Annotated in this window: 16 protein-coding genes and 3 pseudogenes; 9 read left to right on the top strand and 10 right to left on the bottom strand. The window is 62.3% G+C overall.

The window, feature by feature from the left end; genetic code table 11:
• Positions 1 to 16 precede the first annotated feature (16 nt).
• Positions 17 to 1219, bottom strand: a complete 1203-nt coding sequence (locus NCR34_RS13745; RefSeq protein ID WP_250500098.1) for a glycine C-acetyltransferase — start codon at positions 1217 to 1219, stop codon at positions 17 to 19.
• Positions 1220 to 1351: 132 nt separating this feature from the next.
• Here NCR34_RS13745 and NCR34_RS13750 point away from each other — a divergent pair, with 132 nt between their 5' ends.
• Positions 1352 to 1954, top strand: coding sequence for a helix-turn-helix domain-containing protein (locus tag NCR34_RS13750; RefSeq protein WP_250500099.1), 603 nt, complete (start codon positions 1352 to 1354; stop codon positions 1952 to 1954).
• 119 nt (positions 1955 to 2073) lie between these two features.
• Here the strand turns inward: NCR34_RS13750 and NCR34_RS13755 are convergent, their stop codons facing one another.
• Positions 2074 to 2262 carry a CsbD family protein gene (locus NCR34_RS13755; protein ID WP_206469004.1) on the bottom strand — a complete coding sequence of 63 codons (189 nt, stop codon included), beginning with the start codon at positions 2260 to 2262 and terminating at the stop codon, positions 2074 to 2076.
• A 252-nt stretch (positions 2263 to 2514) separates the two neighbouring features.
• On the opposite strand from NCR34_RS13755, the gene NCR34_RS13760 reads away from it, so the two are divergent.
• Positions 2515 to 2871 carry a DUF2471 family protein gene (locus tag NCR34_RS13760; protein ID WP_250500100.1) on the top strand — a complete coding sequence of 119 codons (357 nt, stop codon included), beginning with the start codon at positions 2515 to 2517 and terminating at the stop codon, positions 2869 to 2871.
• A gap of 181 nt (positions 2872 to 3052) precedes the next feature.
• Entirely contained in the window at positions 3053 to 4066 is a 1014-nt protein-coding gene (locus NCR34_RS13765; protein ID WP_250500165.1) for a tyrosine-type recombinase/integrase, read from the top strand.
• Positions 4067 to 4116: 50 nt separating this feature from the next.
• Here the strand turns inward: NCR34_RS13765 and NCR34_RS28195 are convergent, their stop codons facing one another.
• Both NCR34_RS28195 and NCR34_RS28200 read right to left on the bottom strand, forming a co-directional pair.
• Positions 4117 to 4668 (bottom strand): hypothetical protein, encoded by a 552-nt coding sequence (locus NCR34_RS28195; RefSeq protein WP_350029431.1) that lies wholly within the window; start codon positions 4666 to 4668, stop codon positions 4117 to 4119.
• A gap of 282 nt (positions 4669 to 4950) precedes the next feature.
• Positions 4951 to 5313: pseudogene (locus NCR34_RS28200) on the bottom strand (DNA-binding protein); the annotation flags it as partial.
• A 1650-nt stretch (positions 5314 to 6963) separates the two neighbouring features.
• On the opposite strand from NCR34_RS28200, the gene NCR34_RS13775 reads away from it, so the two are divergent.
• Positions 6964 to 8328: a replication initiation protein gene (locus NCR34_RS13775; protein ID WP_250500102.1), complete on the top strand. Its 1365-nt coding sequence runs from the start codon at positions 6964 to 6966 to the stop codon at positions 8326 to 8328.
• Between the two features lie 43 nt (positions 8329 to 8371).
• Here NCR34_RS13775 and NCR34_RS13780 read toward each other — a convergent pair.
• The 3 genes and pseudogenes from NCR34_RS13780 to parA all read right to left on the bottom strand — a co-directional run.
• Positions 8372 to 9259: pseudogene (locus NCR34_RS13780) on the bottom strand (ParB/RepB/Spo0J family partition protein); the annotation flags it as partial.
• Positions 9260 to 9330: 71 nt separating this feature from the next.
• Positions 9331 to 9436: pseudogene (locus NCR34_RS28355) on the bottom strand (ParB/RepB/Spo0J family partition protein); the annotation flags it as partial.
• 24 nt (positions 9437 to 9460) lie between these two features.
• On the bottom strand, positions 9461 to 10123 hold the full coding sequence (gene parA / locus NCR34_RS13785; RefSeq protein ID WP_250500104.1) for a ParA family partition ATPase: 663 nt from the start codon (positions 10121 to 10123) through the stop codon (positions 9461 to 9463).
• A gap of 239 nt (positions 10124 to 10362) precedes the next feature.
• On the opposite strand from parA, the gene NCR34_RS13790 reads away from it, so the two are divergent.
• Entirely contained in the window at positions 10363 to 12765 is a 2403-nt protein-coding gene (locus tag NCR34_RS13790; RefSeq protein WP_250500105.1) for a bifunctional acetate--CoA ligase family protein/GNAT family N-acetyltransferase, read from the top strand.
• Between the two features lie 20 nt (positions 12766 to 12785).
• On the opposite strand, the gene NCR34_RS13795 is transcribed toward NCR34_RS13790, so the two are convergent.
• Positions 12786 to 13331 (bottom strand): hypothetical protein, encoded by a 546-nt coding sequence (locus NCR34_RS13795; RefSeq protein ID WP_250500106.1) that lies wholly within the window; start codon positions 13329 to 13331, stop codon positions 12786 to 12788.
• Positions 13332 to 13418: 87 nt separating this feature from the next.
• Complete coding sequence (locus tag NCR34_RS13800; protein WP_250500107.1) at positions 13419 to 14219, bottom strand: IclR family transcriptional regulator; 801 nt, start codon at positions 14217 to 14219, stop codon at positions 13419 to 13421.
• A gap of 190 nt (positions 14220 to 14409) precedes the next feature.
• On the opposite strand from NCR34_RS13800, the gene NCR34_RS13805 reads away from it, so the two are divergent.
• From NCR34_RS13805 to NCR34_RS13820, 4 genes are read left to right on the top strand one after another with little or no spacing between them, the layout of a single operon-like run.
• Positions 14410 to 15456 (top strand): aldo/keto reductase, encoded by a 1047-nt coding sequence (locus NCR34_RS13805; protein ID WP_250500108.1) that lies wholly within the window; start codon positions 14410 to 14412, stop codon positions 15454 to 15456.
• Positions 15456 to 16301, top strand: a complete 846-nt coding sequence (locus NCR34_RS13810) for an amidohydrolase family protein (RefSeq protein WP_502800075.1) — start codon at positions 15456 to 15458, stop codon at positions 16299 to 16301. Before NCR34_RS13805 ends, NCR34_RS13810 begins: the two co-directional genes overlap by 1 nt.
• A 52-nt stretch (positions 16302 to 16353) precedes the next feature.
• On the top strand, positions 16354 to 17097 hold the full coding sequence (locus tag NCR34_RS13815) for an SDR family oxidoreductase (RefSeq protein ID WP_250500110.1): 744 nt from the start codon (positions 16354 to 16356) through the stop codon (positions 17095 to 17097).
• A gap of 45 nt (positions 17098 to 17142) precedes the next feature.
• The gene (locus NCR34_RS13820; protein ID WP_175940823.1) at positions 17143 to 17991 is read left to right on the top strand and encodes an ureidoglycolate lyase; all 849 of its coding nucleotides are present in this window, start codon (positions 17143 to 17145) and stop codon (positions 17989 to 17991) included.
• A gap of 69 nt (positions 17992 to 18060) precedes the next feature.
• Here the strand turns inward: NCR34_RS13820 and NCR34_RS13825 are convergent, their stop codons facing one another.
• Positions 18061 to 18498, bottom strand: coding sequence for a PaaI family thioesterase (locus tag NCR34_RS13825; RefSeq protein ID WP_206469020.1), 438 nt, complete (start codon positions 18496 to 18498; stop codon positions 18061 to 18063).
• Positions 18499 to 18707 lie beyond the last annotated feature (209 nt).

Raw genomic sequence — 18707 nt, forward strand, 5'->3', positions numbered from 1 at the left:
ATCGCCGCTTAGACGCTCACCGGATCACGCCGAGCGACCTTCCGACACGAGCGAAAGCCTCGACCGCGCGATCAATCTGCTCCGGCGTATGCGCTGCGCTCATCTGCGTGCGAATGCGTGCGCGCCCCCTCGGAACGACCGGATACGAGAAGCCGATCACGTACACACCGTCGTCCAGAAGAGCATCGGCCATTCGAGACGCGAGTTGCGCATCGCCGAGCATGACCGGAATGATCGGATGCTCGCCCGGGACGAGGTCGAAACCAAGAGACGACATCGCCTGGCGGAATCGGGCGCCGTTCGCGCGCACGCGCGAGCGCAGCGCGGCGCCCTCATCGCTGTCGAGCAACTCAAGCACTTTGATCGACGCAGCCGCGATGCTGGGCGCGAGCGTGTTAGAGAAGAGATACGGGCGGCTGCGCTGGCGCAATAATTCGACGATCTCTTTGTGAGCGGCGACGTAGCCGCCGGAAGCGCCCCCGAGCGCCTTGCCGAGCGTGCCAGTGATGATGTCCACGCGGTCCAGCACGCCGCAGTGTTCGGGCGTGCCTCGTCCTTTCTCGCCGATGAAGCCGACCGCGTGTGAATCGTCCACCATCACGAGGGCGTCGTAACGGTCAGCGAGATCGCAGATACCTGCGAGATTCGCGATGATGCCGTCCATCGAGAACACGCCGTCAGTGGCGATCAGCTTGAAGCGCGCGCCGGCGGCGTCCGCTTCCTTCAAACGCGCTTCGAGATCCGCCAGATCGTTGTTCTTGTAGCGCAGACGTCGCGCTTTCGAGAGCCGCACACCGTCGATGATGCTGGCGTGATTCAGTTCATCGCTGATGATGGCGTCCTCTTCGCTCAAGAGCGTTTCGAACAGGCCGCCGTTAGCATCGAAGCAACTGGAATAGAGAATGGCATCGTCAGTTTGAAGGAACTGCGCAATGGCGCCTTCCAGCGACCGGTGCACGGTCTGCGTGCCGCAGATGAAGCGCACCGACGCCATGCCGAAGCCGTCGGCGTCGAGTCCGGCTTTGGCGGCTTCGATCAGACGGGGATCATCGGCGAGGCCCAAGTAATTGTTCGCGCAGAAGTTGAGCACGTCGCGCCCGTCCGCGAGGCGAATTTCCGGCGACTGCGGACTCGCAATGACACGCTCGCTTTTATAGAACCCGGCCGCGCGAATATCGTCGATGACGTCGCGAAGGTGGGACAGGTATCGGTCTCTCATGGCGTCTTCCGGTTGCATCCGCGTGCGCACGCGGCCTGTTAGCCCTGTTATAGTCGAATCATCGAATTGGACATGTTCGATATTTCGAACAACTTTCCAATATAGAGAACACTCTAAGGGAACAGAAGCGTCATGGCAAGTTCGCGTTCAGACCCGACAGTCGCGGAAACGGCGGCGGCCGGGTCTGTGCCGCCGCGCGTCGGCGAGCAGATTCAACGACTGCGCAACGAAAGAAAGTTGACGCTCGACGATTTGTCGCGAGCGGCTGGCGTATCGAAGTCGATGCTGTCCGAGATCGAGCGGGACCGAGCCAATCCCACTATCGCTGTGGCATGGCGGCTCACGAACGCGCTTGGTATCAGCCTGGACCAGCTATTCGCGCAACAACGCCCCGCCGAAGCGATCCGCGTCGCGAGCCAGCACGACATACCGACCTTGAGCGGCGACAACGGCGGATATCAACTTCGCGTCTGGGGGCCGATCGAACTCGCGGGAAAGTTCGAGTGGTATGAACTCACGTTGCAGGCCGGCGCGGCGCTACGATCCAACGCTCACGAGCCAGGCACGCGCGAGCATTTAACCGTGCTCAATGGAACGATCGAGGTAGAAGTGGCGTCGTCGACGCGTCGTCTGAAAACGGGCGAGACCGCACGGTATGCGGCCGATGACAGTCACGCCATTCGCAACGCGGGGCGTTCGGAAGCGAAGGCGCTGCTTGTGGTGATTCACGGTTGATGCGGCGGACAGGCCGGCCTGAACTTTATGCGCATCAAGTTCGGTGGGCATGACTTCTGATACAAAAGCGGGGCGTCATAATGGACGCCCCGATTAGAACGAGCCGTGCCGGCCTCTCATTACGGATTCTTGCGCACGCTGTCCTTCAGATCTTCGCGCACGTCGCCCGCTCCCTTTTGAATCTTGCCGGCGACCTGTTGCATGTCACCCTTAGCTTCCTGCGCAGGATCGTCGGTGGCCTTGCCGACTACTTCGTTGATCTTCCCCTTCACTTGCTCCCCGACGCCTTTTACCTGGTCCTTGTTCATCATGTTCTCCTTTGGGCTCAGCGTGAAAAATACTGCGATATTCCTCGCAAGAAACGGCATGTAGCGGGTGAAGAACCGCTCCCAACGTACCGGAAGGATGCGCCGACCCAACGCCTTTGTGCAGCCGCGGATGTCTGAACAACGCGTAGGCGGAATCGCACATACACAGCGACCGAACAGCGCGACGCTATTTTCAGGCGCGTAGATACTGTATATTTATACAGTACAAAGACCGGTGCGAGGGGTGACAACATGGAGTCAAACGGCGAACATCTGAGCAAAAAACAGTTCGAGCGGGCTGTGCGCGACTTGGAAAGCATCACGCGGCAGATAGCGGCTCGCTACATCGACAAGGGCGTGCCGCTGACGTGGCGCCTCTTGCATGCGATCGAAGCAGAGGCGGTTGCGGACCTCGGTTTCGCGGGCCGTCACGAAGCCGCGCTGCGCGAATTGTTTGCGCGCCCGCAAAACTTCGCTTATCCCGAGACCGACGACGTAGTGGACATCGCCTCGTCTGACGCCTTGCCCGCGGTATTCGGCTTCGCCGTCGACGCGTACGAGCGCGCGGCTCGGCAGGGCCGTCCGCAACTGGCCATCGCGGGTCATTGATCGAGCAGCCAACAAATCGGCGACCCGACACCGCGATAACGCCTGACGTCGCCGATTAGCCGATTAGCACGTGAGCGCAGCCAGTTCGCGCAGGCTTCGGTACAGTGGACGCTTGACGCTCGCCGCGCGAAGCCCGACTCTCACAACAAAGCGAACAGCGTCAGATCGCCCTACGAACACAATGCCGACACCCACCGATCTCTTCGACCAACAGCGCGCGGACTGGCAGGCCGACCCGCACGCGGCCTTCGACGCATGGCTTGCTCAGCAAGAATTCCGCGCATCTTCGGCCGATGTTTATCGCGCGCAGTGGGGCAACTTCCTCGAATGGCTACAGGCGAAACGGGCGACGCTCCATACCGTGCAACGGCCCGTCATCGAACAGTTCGTCTCTCAGCTCGACATTCGACGTCCGCAGCGGATGCGCTACTTGCGTTTGATCGAGCGCGTGCTCGATCACGTGCGGGAAATCGAAGCTGCGGGGACCAATCCCGCGCGGTTCATCGCGCAAGATGGGGATGCAGCGTGGCGCAAAGCGCGCGACAACGAGCCGACCGGCTTCCTGACACACGACGAGCGGACCTTGCTGACCGCGCATCTGTTTTCGCCCTTGGGCGGGCTGCCGGCCGGACAGCGCTGGCGCGAACGACGCGACCGCGCCCTGGTCGCCGCGTTCTTGGGTGCGGGGGTGAAAACGGGCGAGGCGGCGCAGTTGACCGTCGATTGCTACGCGCCGGGCGCGCCCTACGTAACGGTCGATGCATCGAATCCGCTCTTGATCCGCCGGGCCCGGCTCGCGCCGTTCGCCGTCGAGTTGCTGGACGGTTGGATCAACGAGCGCCGAGCAGCCGGCTTGGCGGGCGAACTGCTCTTCCCCGCGGCGCCGTCGGGGCGCCCAATGCACAAGGCGACGATGCTACGCGCCATCGACGCGGTCGTGGCCGCGTCGGGCATCGCAGCGTCTCGCGTGGCGCGAGCCAGTCCGCAGACGCTTCGCAACACCTACGCGGCGGAGCTATTCGACGAAGGCGTCGACCCCGAGCGCGTTGGCCAGTGGCTGGGCTTCCAGCAGATGATCTCTGTGCATCGGCTCCATCGGGCGTGGCAGGACTGGATGGGTGAGCAAATACGGGAGCGCGATCTCGCCCAAGCTCAGGCCGGCGGGAGCGAAGAAGCAGGTCTCACCGGCGTCTGACGGCACTCCCGAAAACGCTCACCTATCGCGCTCACAAAGCAATCAGCGCGTCATGCGCGCACCTGAGAAGCGTGGCGAAAGCCATATAACGCCGACAATTTCGACGACGCGGGACCAGAGCTTCGCTCGCATTTCGGGCAACACAACTCGTATTCGTCTTCGTGCAGTTGCAGTTCGGGCTCGCCGTCCTCGCAGCCGGGACAGGTTGGCGGCACGGCTACGTAGGGATCGGCTTGCGTTCCAAGGACGGCGATTTCTTCATCGGTGAGGCGTCCGTCCACTGCAAGCGACGCGATCAACTCGCCGACTTCCGCGCTCATGCGCGCCCGCACCCGGTGTGCGTCGCGCTCGCGCGTGAGCGCGTCGATCTCGTCGGACTGCGCGCGCACTTGCGACTCCAGGCGATCGGCGCGGCTTCGCGCGACGCTAAGCTGTTGAATGAACTCGAATTCCTTGCGGCCGGCTTCGCGGATGCTTGCCTGATAGGTCGCGGCGACGCCTCTTAGGCTGTCGAGCTCGACGAGCATCGGCTTCACGCGTCGCTCGGCATCCTTGACTGCGTCGTTGATTTGCTGGGCGTAACGCTCTGTGTTGCTCCGCAATTCGTCCTGAAGCTCGTCTAGACGGTCGCGCAGACGCGCCGTTTGAGACTGTTCTGTCGCGAGACGTTCGGCAAGCGCCGAATTATCGGCTTGAGAGCGCGCAACCGTGTTGCGGAGCTCTTCATGAAGATCGGCCTCACGCTGCCGCAGTCGGCTCACTTCCGATTCGAGCGACGCTATCCGCGCCGCGGCGGCTTCGGCTCGCGTCTCGGCGTCCCGACGCGCCTGTTCGATCGCCTGGCAGCGAATATCTGCGTCGCGCGCGCTCGCTTCTGCCCGTCGGAGATCTTCGTTGATTCGGGAGCGCTGGCCATCGAGCGCAATGCCCGCCTGTTGCCTGGCTTCGACGAAAAGCTCCGCGAGCAACTCGCCCGCGCGTTCCTGAAGCGCCTGCGGGATTCCGCCTGCCTCGACGCGCACCCGAACGCTCGAGCGGACTGTTTCCCAGAACGCGTCGATGTCTCGCGGGATGTCAGTGGCACTACCGACCTGCGTCAAATCCCGCACTGTCGTGACTGACGGGCGAATTCCAAGGTCGAAAAATAGTCGCCGGCAGGCATGCTGCGAGAGTTCGTGTCGGCGCGCGCCGGCTGCACGCATTCTCTCCAGCTCTTGGCGAACTGTGTCGCGAAGGTGCGAGTCCATTGATCCTCAACGTAATATGTTTTGCTCAGCACGATTTACGTTTCATGCAATACGACGACGCTCCAGGCTTGGCCGTGAGACGGCCCTGTGACGCAATCGCATGTATTGATCGAGCGACGACTGGGATTGTAGACCATCCATGTGAAACATGATGAGAATGTTCTTCTAACCCCATGTTTCTGCAGCGATTGCGACGATCACGATGAACAACCACGTGTTTCACAGCTAGCTACGGACAACACCGCCTATGTGCCTGGTAGCAAGTGGTTCGGAGTTATTGGCATCCAATGCGCCGCTTTGAGAGTATTAGAAGTAAACACCCTTGAACCCTTGTTAAAACAGTTAACGCCTCGTCCAATCCTTATGCCATAAGGCTTTCCGGCCGACTGGGTGAGCGTTTGCGGGATAGGTGGTGAGGCTCTACGGGTGGCGTAGGTGGTAGGCTTCGGGACGATCAGTGAGAAGAACCAGGAGACATAGTGAGCGGCTTCGGGGAGAGGCATTCAGGGATCGGTGAGCGAATACGGGAGAGCTCGCCGTTGAGCGCCTTGTCGTGCCGAGAACCGCGGTGCCGTGCGTCTTGGCATCGGTGAGACGATGCAGGAGAGCGGCGAAGGCCGGCTTGCGCTGCTTTTTTGTGTTGATTTTTCCCTTCGGTGAGCGTTTTCGGGCCGAATTCGCTTTCAGAGGTGAGGTTTTTCAGGAGCAAGTGCTGACGTACAGTGCCTGAATACCCTTTCGCGCGGCCTTCGGTGAGGCTTTTCGGGAACGTATACGACAGTCGCGGCAGCCAGAGGTGAAGGTTTTCGGGAGTTGATCGCCTTTTGAACGGCATATTGGCGGTGGGTGAGAGTGTTCGGGATACGCGTAGAGGGCACCGCGACGGGCGCGTCGAGGACAGAGAACCGAGGTCCGTCAACGACTTAGCTCTGTTTTGTAAAGGAGGTTGGATGTCTTGGCAGCGCGTTGCGCCTTGCCCGAATACCTGCGCAATGGCTGCAGTGAGCCTTTTCGGGAGCGCTCGCCATTTGACGGACCCGCTCTCCTCCTAATGAGGCTTCTCTCGACCGTGTCCGGCGCGGGAAAACGGACAGGTGAGGGTTTGCGGGATACCTGACGCGAGGGTTTTCGGGAGCCGTTGTGAAGCGGTTCCGACGGTAAGGTGAGGCTTTTCGGGACGTAGTCGACTCTAGCTCGTGTAGGCGCGGCGGCTTTGATGGCTGCTTTGTACGGTCTCTTCCACGCAACGGTGAGACTTTGCGGGAGTTACTCGCGCTCGAAGGTCAACGGGTGCTGTTATAACCGGAAAAAACGCGCGTTCGCCGACCACACTGCGGGAAAGCGCACGGTTTTTTGTTTGTCTCTCGTGCGCCACACCTTGTTCTGCGTCAAAAAAATTTCTTAGGTGAGCCTTTTCAGGAGCCTTGTCGCAGTCGCACGCCGCGGCAGAAGAACTCCGCGAAGCGTTTACCCGCGCGGACTCTGGGTAAAGCGAATGACGACAATAGGTGAGCGGTGAGCCTTTTCGGGAGCGCACCGCAGTGAGCCGTTGAACTCAGCTAGCCATCACCGTTCAAAGGGTGATCTCACCCGGTAGACGGGGATCACCGCACCCGCTATCCTTGCCGCAATACTGAATTCGATACCTGTATGGCGACCAGGCGCGCAAAGAAAACCGACGTAGTCAGCCCCAGTTCGGCGGAATTGCGCAAGGCCGTTGAGGCCATCGCGATTCAGCCCAAAAGCGGCAAGATCACGCTGCTGACGCGCAAGTTGTTCAACGTCTTGCTCGCCGTTGCGCAGCAAGCGGATGAATCCGGCGACACGTATCGCGCGCTGCTTTCGGATATTGTCGCGAATTCGGCCTTCGATTCGAACGACACCGCGCTCGTCAAAGAACACTTGCGCCGCATGGTTTCAGTGCAAGTGGAGTGGAGCACCGGTACGTCGAGCCAGAAGCCCGGCCGCAAGTGGGGCATATCCACGCTGATCGCAGACGCGGAAATTCTCGAGGACCCGTCTACGCGTCGGGTCTGGGTCGAATTTTCCTTCGCCCCGAAGATCAAAAAGAAGCTGCTCGACCCGGTTCAGTATGCCAGGTTGAGCCTGCAATTCCAGAGCCAATTGCGCAGCAGCGCCGGCCTTGCCCTGTACGAAATCTGCGTCCGATATCTGACGAATCCCAGCCATCTGACGATGCGCGAAACCTGGGAGTGGTGGCGGCCGATCCTGTCCGGCACGCCCGATACGGAAGCCGGCGACGAGGCGAAACGCGAGTACAAATACTTCAAGCGCGATTACTTGCGCCCCGCGATTGCCGAAGTCAACGCCGTAACGAATATCTTCGTCGAACTGGTGGAGCATCGAGAGGGGCGGCGCGTCGCCGAGATTCAATTCCGCGTGACCGAGCGCAAGCAGCCGATGCTTGCGTTGGACGAGCATCCGAATGTCTTCGACAGCACGCTCGTCGACCGCATGGTGAAGATCGGGATCTCGCTGAAAGAGGCGCAGACTCTCTATGCCGACAGCGAGGAGAACCGCATCCGCGCCGCTTTGCTGATGACGGAGCAGCGCATGCGCAGCACGACTTTGCCGCCGGTTCGCAGTGCTGCCGCCTTGTTCAAAGACGCATTGAAGAAGGGCTATGCGCCGCCGGTCGACGCGTTGCCGTCCGCTGCGAACGGCGCATCACCGAGGGCCGGCGCGCCGAGCGCCTCGGCGGCGGATGATCTCAAAGCCCGGTTGTTGGGGGAATTCTCGGCTTTTCGACGCAAGGAAGCGCGCGCGATGTACGAAGAGCAAGGTGAGGAAGAACGGGAGCTTGCGCGCCAGAGCTTCGAGCAAGAGTTGTTGCCGGAGCTCGGAGCGCATATGCGCGACGATTGGCGGAAGCGCGGACTAGACTCGAAGCTTGCGGAAACATCGTTCTTCGACTGGCTCGCCCGGCGGACGTGGGGCGAGCCGACCGATGGCGACTTGCTCGCTTTTACGCTGAGCCAGTCGCGAGCGAGCTGAGGGACTTCAGCGAGGCGGCGTCCATGCCGCCGGCTCCCACCTGTTAATTCTGCGTGTTCGCTTTTTCCAGCATCGTCTCGATTTGATGCAGTAGTTCGTCGCGTTTCTCGCGTGACAAGCCCCGCAGCCTCAATTCGAGCCGGTCCTCGCCATAAGACTTGAGATCCCCGACTGCAACGCCGTCCAGCTTCACCTCCAGGCGTTGCGCATACCGCTGGCGGCCAACCGGCTTCTGCGTCTCTTGCCCGCTGGCGCGCCCCTTGACGATGTCCGCGACCTGGCGAGTGCTCAAGTCGTCCGACGTGATTTTGTTGATGAGCCGAAGCGTCGCGTCGCTGCCCCGCGCTGCGTGGTAGCGGGAGATCTGATACGCCATATTGGAACCGAACCGATCCGGCCGAGCGACCATCTCTTGCATCACGTTTTCTGGCAGCTTCGCGATGGATAGCGCCACGGCGATCGTCGATTCGTCCAGCCCAAGATGTTCCGCCAGTTCACGCTGGCTCTGGAAGTGTTGCTCGTCGAGGAAGCGACGCCAGACGACCGCGTTGTCGAAGACGGTCTGCGAATCGCGCTGGACGTTGAGGTCGTAGCCGAGCTTGTAGCTCTCGATGCCGATCGGCAAGTCGACGACGACTGCCTTCACCGTCTCCTTGTTAGCCTCCTTGAGCGCGCGCACGCGCCGACCGCCGTCGCTAACGAAAAACGTGCCCGGCTCCTCATAGTCGGGAATGACGTGAATGGCTTGCTGTTGGCCTTGCTTCGCCAAATTGACTGCCAGTTCGGCGATCGAGGCCTTCAGGTAGAAGTGACGCGGGTTGAACGGGCTGGGCTTGATGGCCTTGAGCGGCAGCTCGATCACCTGCCCTACCGTGTAGCGATTCGCTCTTCGCCAGGCTCTGTACGGTTCGGATTCGTGTGCTGCGTTGGCGTCAGATTGATCGTCGGCGACGAATGCGCTTGACCGGCCATTGGCTGCGGTCTGCGATACCTGCTGCAGGTCGACGATGCCGTCGATTGCGTTGATTCGATCGAGCGCGGTTCTCTTTTCACTGCTCGTGGTATCGGGACGGGCCTTGAAGCCCTTTGCGAACTGCGACGGTTTCATTCAGGGTCCTTTATGCGCATAAAGTCAGGCGAGCATGGCGAGGATCTCGTCGGCACACGCGCGGATCTCTGCCGCCGCGAGCCTTGAGCCGCGATCCGTCATCTGCAGCACGGTCTGGCCAAGCGCCATTGCTTGTTTGTAGCACTCGCGCGTCGGAATCTGCGTCTTGAGCAGCGGAAAGCCGAGCTCCTCCAGCGCGACTTTCAGTTCTCGCGTGAGCATGCGTTTCTCCTCGGTCTTGTTAAGCAAGAAGACCGCGCGCAAATCTTCGTTCATGACCTGCGCCTGTTGCACCAGCTTGACGAGCCCGACGCTCGACCAATAATCCGCGGGCGAGGAAGACGTCGGAATGACCGCGATGCTCGCGGCCAGAAGGACCACGCCCGAAACCTTCTCCGTAATCGACGGCGGACAATCGACGACGATGATGTCGTAGTCGGTGATGAACTTCCTGATTTCGCGATGGATTTGGCCGCCCGCCTCGGAGAGGTTGACCACCGGAAACGGAATGCCCGACGCGTCTTCCGAGGCGGCGCTTGACCAATGAATGAGCGTGTTCTGACCATCCGCGTCGACGACGAGCACGCGCTTGTTCTTCTCATGCAAGGCTGCGCCCAGGTGCATCGCTATCGTGCTCTTGCCGACGCCACCCTTCTGTTGCGTGATCGCTATGATTTCCGCCGCCACGTTTCGCTCCGAAAATGTACGTTTCGAATTCTACATAGCGCTAAAAGTTTTTCCAGCGTTATTCGACGTAAAACCACGCGTTAGCCAAACGGACGAGGCTTTATGCGCATAAAAACGGCAGCACTGCGCTCACTTTGCTTTATGCGCATAAAGCTCGCGGCATGCGCAACGCTGTGTGCTTATCCGACGGCCTGGCAGATCGCCTATGCTTACCGTTGACCAACCTCGTGAGAGCCGCTATGACCGTCCGCAACCTCGACACCCTGTTCGCTCCGCAGTCGATCGCGATAATCGGCGCATCCTCGCGAGAGAGAAGCATCGGTGAGATGGTGTGGAAACGCGCGACGTCTTCCGGGTTCGCAGGCCCCGTGTGGCCTGTCAATCCGAAGCACGCCTCGCTCGACGGACAACCGGTCTTCGCTGACGTCGATGATCTTCCTGATGCGCCGAGCGTGGCGGTCTTGTGCACGCGCCCCGAAACCTGGCCTTCACTTGTCGAGAGTCTTGGTCGGAGAGGAACGAAAGCGGTCGTGATCGTCGGCGAGGCGCATGAGGCCGGCCCAGCTGCGTCGTATGCACCATCAGCCGTTTGGTCGCAGGACGATTGGACAAGCCGGACGCTGGCTGCCGCTCGCCCGCATCTGCTTCGCGTCGTCGGGCCGGCGAGCCTCTGCGTCATGACGCCATCGATCGGCGCCTGTCTGGGTGCGCCGGTGTGCGAGGTCAAATCGGGTGGGGTCGCATGGGTGTCGGCATCCAACGCGCTGACGAACGGCGTTTTGGGCTGGGCTCGAGCTCGCGGCCTCGGTTTCTCGAGAGTGGTCGCGCTCGGCGATGAAGCCGACGTTGACGTCGGGGACGTCGTCGACTTCCTGGCGAGCGACGCGTCGACGCGGGCAATCCTGCTCGCCATCGAAACGATAAGCGCAGCGCGAAAGTTCATGTCCGCCGCGCGTGCGGCCGCGCGAAACAAGCCTGTGCTGGTACTGCGGACCGGTCACGACGATCCGTTCGATCGCCTGTACGGCGCTGCATTTCGACGCGCAGGGCTGGTGCGTGTCGACTCGCTCGACGACCTTCTCGACGAAATCGAAACGCTCGGCGTCGGGCGCGTCGCCTCGAGCGACGCGGCGACCGTCATTACCAGCGATCGCGGCGTGGCGGCTCTCGCGAAAGACGCCTTCGGCGCGGCGGGAGGCGGGCTCGCCACGTTCCCTGCGGCAGCACGAGACGCCGTCGCGGCTGCGTTGCCGGGAGCGCAAGCCGGCAATCCGCTGCTGCTCGGCGACGACGCATCGGCGAGTGACTTCGGCGACGCGCTGCGAACGCTCGCACCGTATCGCGAGACCGGTACGGCCTTCGTCGTGCATGCGCCGACGCACAGCGCACCGGTGGCGGACGTTGCGCGCACGCTGATCGCGGAGCGCAAGCATACGTATCGCGGTGTGCTTGCCTGCTTCTTCGGATGCATCGATGCGGCCACGCGCGATGATCTTCATGCGGCCGGAATCCCCGTGCACACGACGCCGCATCGATTGGCGCGCGGCTTTGCACGACTGGTCGACTTCCGGCACGGCCGCGAACTGCTGATGCAGACTCCCGATGGCTTGCCCGCCGACGTGCCGAAAGATATCGACGATGCGCAAAAGGAGGTCCGCGAGGCGCTGGCGAACCGCACGGTCGAACTGGAAGGGGAACGCGCAGTCCGCATTCTCGTTCGCTTCGGCATTGCCGTGAAGCCGGGCCCTTGCGAAGCAAAGTCCAGCGACGGACTCGAAATACAGACGCGCCTTCTCAACCATCGCGTCTTCGGCCCTGTGTTCGAGTTTCGGGCAGAAGGCGCGCTCGGGCTCGCGGACGCCCTACATGAATTCTCGCTGCCGCCGCTAAATCCGGTGCTCGCTCGCGATTTGATCGCACGCTCGCCGCGCTCGCGCGAGTTGCCGGGCGACATGCTACTCCAGGCGCTCACCGCGTTGTCGCAGCTCGTCTGCTACGTCGAGGAAATCGTCGCGCTTAAGCTGACCTTGCAGGTGACGCGCGACTCCGTTGCCGTGCACGAGCCGCAACTGACGTTGGGCGCGCACCGCAAGCCGCTCGCGATCGTCCCGTATCCGCGCGCGATGGAAGAGACGCTCGACTGGCGCGGCATGCGCATCACGGTGCGCCCCATTCGACCGGAAGACGAAGACGCGCATCGGGCATTCGTCGCCGCGAACACGGCGGAAGATTTGCGCTTGCGCTTCTTCGGCGCGGTGCGCAGCTTCGATCATTCGCAACTCGCCCGCATGACGCAAATCGACTACGACCGTGAGATGGCGCTCATCGTGACCCGAACGAACGCGGACGGCGGATCCGAGACGCTTGCGGTCGCGCGCGCCATCGCCGACCCGGACAACGAGACGGCCGAGTTCGCGCTCGCCGCGCGCTCCGACATGAAAGGGCAGGGCTTGGGCTCGCTGCTGCTCACGCGAATCATCGATTACGAAAAGAAGCGCGGCACGCGATGGATGATCGGCGAAGCCCTGCGGGAGAACGCGGGCATGATCGGGCTAGCGCGCAAGCTCGGTTTCGAACTGACGCGCACCGACGACCCGGGCGTCGTCGGTCTCAAGATGCGGCTCGGCGAAACGCCGACATAGCCGCCATCCGTCGCGCGCAGTTAGGCGCCGATTTTTGAAAGCGCGTCGTCGATCTGTTCGCGCGACAGCGACAGTTCGCTCAACAATGCTTCGGCATACGAAGCGCCGGTTTCGCGTTCGAGCCGCGCGATGGTGAGTGCGCAGCGCGCGGCGTCCTTCGGCGTCGCGATGAACGCCTTCACGGAATGTCCCGCCGTGAACGCTTCGAAGAGCGGCGCGCGAATTTCATCGGGCAACGCGCGCGACGTCCACTGATACGGCTTGCCGTTGTACGTCAATTGCGGCGGCAGCGTGCGCTCTTTTTTCGCGGCGGGGATCAGGCCGTAAGTGCGCGCCGCCTCGCCGATCTGCTCCGGTGAGAAGAGCTCGTCCGGGCTGATGTCGAACTGCGCGATGTGCGCTTCGATGGCCTGCATGGCGGCGGCGCGGTCGTCGCGCTTTTTCTGCGCGCGGGCGACGATGTCACGCAGTTCATCGGCCTCGTCGGTGGTAATCGTGAAGCTCGCTTGTTTTTGCTGAAGCTCGGAAAAGCGCAGGAACTCGGAATCGGAGAGAAGTTTCGCCATGGATGATGCGTCGAGATAGGCACGGCGGCTCGCAATGGGCAGCCGCTATTTTGAGAGGGCCGCCATTCTAACGTGATCCGCCCGCGGCTAAACGCGCGACATCGAAAGCGCGGCCGCGGCATCTCTCAGCAGCGAGGTGACTTCCTCGATCGACGGCGCCACGTACTCGTCGATCCGCCGCATGTACGGACACGTCAGCGCCGCAATTGCTTGCCCGGACGGACCGAGCAGCGGGAACGTCACGTCCGTGATGCCGAAGGTTTGCTGACTCTCCTTCTTCGAGAAGCCTGCTTCCCGAATTTGTCGGTAATCGGCGTCGAGCACGCTGCGGTCGATCGGCAATTCGCCTTTGACTTTCGTATGCTCGGCCAACATGTAGTCGCGCTGCTCGTCGGTCTGAAATGCGAGCATCACGCGGCCCGAACCCGTGTCGATCAATCCGACGCGCGACCCGAGACGCACGGAAATGCCCCAGGCGCCCGGGCCGTCCACCTGGGCGATGACGAGCAAGTTGCCGCGGTCATAGACGGCGAGATGCACTGATTGCTCCGCCGCGTCGGCGAAACGCTGCATGACGGGCAACGCCTCTGCGATCAGCCGGTTCATCGGCGGATGACGGTGCGCGAGCGCGTACAGCTTAAGGCTCAACGAGTAGCGGTCTCCTTCGGGCGAGCGCACGACGTACTGGCGCGCAACCAGCCGCTCGAGCATGCGATACATCTCGCTCGCGTTGCGCCCGAGCAGCTTTGTGATTTCCGCACGCGTGAGCCCCGACTTCTGCTCGGCTAGCAATTCGAGGATGTCCAGTCCTTTGTCGAGGGCCGGCGCGCGATATCGGTCGGCATCGTTGTCATCCGCGTCCACGGCAGTTGGCGTCTGTCGGTTCATGTTTCGGCGTGCGCTCGGTCCGGCCGCGGTCTTAGGGAATACACCGAGCGCCTGGGGCCGCGCCATCCTTGACTTGGTTTTGTGCGTCTATGAATAATACGTTCATTAATGAATGTACCGCCACCCCGAGCGACAGATTTGCCAACCGCTCGATCCGCAGTCCATCGCATCAACTCTCCGAGGCTTGCAGATGACCGCTGAAACGCAGGACGTTTTGCCCCGACGCCGAATCGGATCAACTTCCCTAGAAGTGACGGCGCTGTCGCTCGGCACTGCGCCGCTCGGCGGCCTCTATCACGAACTGACCGAAGACGAAGCGCGCGCCACGGTGGATGCCGCGTGGCAAGCGGGCCTCCGCTTCTTCGACACTGCGCCGCACTACGGTCACACGAAGGCGGAGCATCGTCTGGGCGATGCGCTGCGCCGGTATCCGCGCGAAGAGTTTGTTCTCTCGACGAAGGTCGGCCGCCGTTTCGTGCCGCGAACGACGCCCGATGACGGAAGCGAAGGCTGGGCGAATCCGCTGCCGTTTCAGGCCGTCTACGACTACACCTACGACGGCATCCTCCGCTCGTTCGAAGACAGTCAACATCGGCTCGGCATGATCGATATCGACATCGTGCTCATTCACGATATCGGCCGATACACGCACGGTGACAAGAACGCGCACTATTGGCGTCAATTGACGGACGAGGGCGGTTTTCGCGCGCTCGATGAGTTGAAGCAATCGCGCGGCGTCAAAGCCGTCGGGCTCGGCGTCAATGAAGGCGCAGCCGTCATGGAAGCGATGGCCGATTACGACATCGACTGCGCGCTTCTCGCCGGACGTTACACGCTACTCGAACAGAACACGCTCGACGATTTGCTGCCCGAATGCGAGAAGCGCGGCGTCAGCATTCTGCTGGGCGGAGCGTTCAACTCGGGCATCCTCGCGCGTGGCCTGGATACGAACGCGCACGGCGATCTCAAGTTCAACTACGGCGACGCGCCCAAAGAAATCGTCGAACGCGTCGGCAAACTAGAGCGGGTCTGTCGGGACTTCGGCGTTGCGCTTTCCACCGCGGCGCTCCAGTTTCCTTATGCGCATAAAGTTGTGGCCACCGTCCTGATGGGCGCGCGGACGCCCGACGAAGTGCGCCAGAACGCCGCCTCGTTCGCGACGCCGATTCCGCCCGCGCTTTGGGATGCGCTTCGCGCCGAAGGATTGCTTCACCCCAACGCGCCGGTGCCGCGATGATGGCGGACGACTCAATCGACGCGCATCAACATTATTGGGACCCTGCGCGCGGCGACTACGGCTGGCTCACGCCCGAGCTCGAGCCGCTCTATCGCGTATTCGGACCCCACGATCTGGCGCCGCTGCGCGAGGCGACGGGCGTCGCTCGCACCGTCGTCGTCCAGGCAGCGCCGACCGTCGATGAAACCCGCTATCTGCTTGCGCTGGCCCGCGACGATCAGTCGGTGGCGGGCGTCGTCGGCTGGGTTCCGCTCGATTCCGACGACGCGCTGAAAATCATCGACGAATTCGCACGCGATCCGAAGTTCAAAGGCGTGCGCCCGATGCTTCAGGACTTGCCCGACGATACGTGGATCGCTCACGCGCCCCGCGAAGCCGCGATACAGCGCCTCATCGAACTCGATCTCGCCTTCGACGCGCTTATCTTCGCGCGGCACGTGCCGTCGCTGATCGAGTTCGCGCGGCGGTATCCGTTGCTGCGGATCGTCGTCGATCATGGCGCGAAGCCGCCCATTCGCGACGGCATCGACGCGGGCTGGCAACCCTGGGCCGATGGCATCGCGCAACTGGCGGCGCTGCCGCAGCGGCTCTACTGCAAGCTGTCCGGCCTCGCCACCGAAGCCGCGCCGAACTGGACGGAGGCGACGCTGCAACCCTACGTCGCGCATCTGATCGAGCAATTCGGCGCAGAACGTCTGATGTGGGGCAGCGATTGGCCGGTGCTGAATCTCAACGGCGGCTACACTGAATGGCACGCTGCCGCCACGCGCCTCACCGCGCATCTCGGAAAAGCCGGGCAAGCGGCGATTTTCGGCGCAAACGCCCGCGCGTTCTACCGTCTCTGAGACCTGCCATATACCCGGCATGTCGCAAAATTAACCTGGACTGGAGCAGTGGATGGTACAAAGACTGGCAGGCAAGACCGCGCTGATCACGGCGGCCGGACAAGGCATCGGGCTCGCGACGGCCGAAATGTTCGCGGCTGAAGGCGCGCGCGTGATCGCGACGGATATCCGCATCGAATCGCTCGAAGGCAAGCCGTTCGAGGCGCGCAAGCTCGACGTCCTCGACGCTCAGGCGATCAGCGATCTCGCGAGCGAGATCGGCGCAATCGACGTGCTGTTCAACTGCGCGGGCTACGTTCACGCCGGCTCGATCCTCGAAGCGACCGAAGCCGACTGGGACTTCGCCTTCGACCTGAACGCGAAGGCCATGTATCGGACGATTCGCGCGTTTCTGCCGGCCATGCTGGAGAAGGGCAGCGGCTCGATCATCAACATGTCGTCGGCGGCGTCGAGTGTGAAGGGCGTGCCGAACCGCTTCGTGTACGGCGCGTCGAAAGCGGCGGTCATCGGCCTGACGAAGTCGGTCGCCGCGGATTTCGTCACGCGCGGCATCCGCTGCAACGCCATTTGCCCGGGCACCGTGGAATCGCCGTCGCTGAAGGAGCGCATCGCGGAGCAGGCGCAGGCGCAAGGCGCGACGGTCGAGCAGGTGCAGGCCGCGTTCGTCGCGCGCCAGCCGATGGGGCGCGTCGGCCGCGCGAGCGAGATCGCGGCGCTCGCGCTGTACCTCGGCTCCGACGAGTCGTCGTTCACCACGGGTCAGATTCACGTTATCGATGGCGGCTGGTCCAACTGACCGTCCGTCGCTTTTCAACTTTCAGAACCACGAGGATCACATCAGATGAAGCTGCTTCGTTACGGCCCCAAGGGTCAGGAAAAGCCGGGCCTGCTCGACGCGGACGGCCAGATTCGCGACCTTTCGTCGGTCGTGGGCGACATCGCCGGCGACACGCTGACCGATGCGGGCCTGGCGAAACTGCGCGCCGTCGATCCGGCGTCGCTGCCCGTCGTCGAGGGCAATCCGCGCATCGGACCGTGCGTGGCGCGGGTCGGCAAGTTCGTGTGCATCGGCCTGAACTACGCGGACCACGCCGCGGAATCGAATTTGCCGGTGCCGACCGAGCCGGTCATCTTCGGCAAGTGGACGAGCGCGATTTGCGGCCCGAACGACGACGTCGAGATTCCGCGCGACTCGAAGAAGACGGACTGGGAAGTCGAACTGGGCGTCGTGATCGGTAAAGAAGCGAAGTACGTCGATGAAGCCACGGCGCTCGATTACGTCGCGGGCTATTGCGTGATCAACGACGTGTCCGAGCGCGAATGGCAGCTCGAACACGGTACGCAGTGGGACAAGGGCAAGGGTTTCGACACGTTCGGCCCGATCGGTCCGTGGCTCGTCACGAAGGACGAAATCGACGATCCGCAGAAGCTCGACCTGTGGCTCGAAGTGGACGGTCATCGCTACCAGAACGGCAACACGAAGACGATGGTCTTTACGGTCGCGCAACTGGTGGCGTACTTGTCGAAGACGATGAGCCTGCAGCCCGGCGACATCATCTCTACCGGCACGCCGCCGGGCGTCGGCATGGGCGTGAAGCCGAGCCCGGTGTTCCTGAAGGCCGGCCAGACGATGCGTCTCGGCATTCAGGGCCTCGGCGAGCAGCAGCAGAAGACCGTCGCGGCCAAGTAATCGCCGCGCGTTCCAAACAGAAAACCTCGCCGCGGCGAGGTTTTTTGCTTCTGCACGGTGGAAAACAGCCTACGCGTCGTAGAGCGCTTCGGCCGCGCCGTCGCCGATGCGCGTGATCGTTCCCTGCGCCACCGCGACGAGCCGCTCGGTATTGCCGTCGGTGACGAAGACATCGCATTGGCAAGTCGCCTGCGCCATGCCCGCATGAACCACGCGCGCCCGCGCCATCAGCGTGCCCGTCACCGCCGGGCGCAGATGATTGATCTTGAATTCGCCCGTGACCACCTTCGGACCGAGCCGCAATGCGCCGGCGAAGGTGAGCGCGTTATCGACCAGATAGCTCACCACGCCGCCATGCACGAAGCCGTGTTGTTGCCTCAATTCGTCGCGGATGGGCAGACACAGCGTGAGACTCGCTGAATCGACCTGCATCAGCTTGGTTCCAAGCAAGGCGCTGAACGGCTGCGCGTTCAGTGCACCGCGTGCGATATCGACAATCTCGGCCATTCGGACACTCCTTGGTGGGTTCGGCGCCGTCCTGCAAAGACAATAGATAGCGATCGCGCGCTTCGCAAGGAAGTTCGGCAAAAATCGTGCAACGGTGCGTTTCGGCGTGCCACGGCGCCCGGCGCCACCGGCATCGATCCTGCATAGACACGCTTTCCGGCTAACGATTCAAGCTTGTCGCGTTGCCTGCCGTAAACCCGCACTGTCGC

The sequence above is a fragment of the Caballeronia sp. GAWG1-5s-s genome (genome assembly GCF_023631445.1).
Classification (GTDB): Bacteria; Pseudomonadota; Gammaproteobacteria; order Burkholderiales; family Burkholderiaceae; genus Caballeronia.

Excerpts from the sequence above, each read along its gene's own strand:
- NCR34_RS13790 (WP_250500105.1), top strand. The coding sequence starts at position 10,363 with ATGACCGTCCGCAACCTCGACACCCTGTTCGCTCCGCAGTCGATCGCG.
- NCR34_RS13755 (WP_206469004.1), bottom strand. The coding sequence starts at position 2,262 with ATGAACAAGGACCAGGTAAAAGGCGTCGGGGAGCAAGTGAAGGGGAAG.
- NCR34_RS13815 (WP_250500110.1), top strand. The coding sequence starts at position 16,354 with ATGGTACAAAGACTGGCAGGCAAGACCGCGCTGATCACGGCGGCCGGA.
- NCR34_RS13795 (WP_250500106.1), bottom strand. The coding sequence starts at position 13,331 with ATGGCGAAACTTCTCTCCGATTCCGAGTTCCTGCGCTTTTCCGAGCTT.
- NCR34_RS13805 (WP_250500108.1), top strand. The coding sequence starts at position 14,410 with ATGACCGCTGAAACGCAGGACGTTTTGCCCCGACGCCGAATCGGATCA.
- NCR34_RS13745 (WP_250500098.1), bottom strand. The coding sequence starts at position 1,219 with ATGAGAGACCGATACCTGTCCCACCTTCGCGACGTCATCGACGATATT.
- NCR34_RS13765 (WP_250500165.1), top strand. The coding sequence starts at position 3,053 with ATGCCGACACCCACCGATCTCTTCGACCAACAGCGCGCGGACTGGCAG.
- NCR34_RS13750 (WP_250500099.1), top strand. The coding sequence starts at position 1,352 with ATGGCAAGTTCGCGTTCAGACCCGACAGTCGCGGAAACGGCGGCGGCC.
- NCR34_RS13820 (WP_175940823.1), top strand. The coding sequence starts at position 17,143 with ATGAAGCTGCTTCGTTACGGCCCCAAGGGTCAGGAAAAGCCGGGCCTG.
- NCR34_RS13810 (WP_502800075.1), top strand. The coding sequence starts at position 15,456 with ATGGCGGACGACTCAATCGACGCGCATCAACATTATTGGGACCCTGCG.
- NCR34_RS13760 (WP_250500100.1), top strand. The coding sequence starts at position 2,515 with ATGGAGTCAAACGGCGAACATCTGAGCAAAAAACAGTTCGAGCGGGCT.
- NCR34_RS13775 (WP_250500102.1), top strand. The coding sequence starts at position 6,964 with ATGGCGACCAGGCGCGCAAAGAAAACCGACGTAGTCAGCCCCAGTTCG.
- NCR34_RS13800 (WP_250500107.1), bottom strand. The coding sequence starts at position 14,219 with ATGAACCGACAGACGCCAACTGCCGTGGACGCGGATGACAACGATGCC.
- NCR34_RS13825 (WP_206469020.1), bottom strand. The coding sequence starts at position 18,498 with ATGGCCGAGATTGTCGATATCGCACGCGGTGCACTGAACGCGCAGCCG.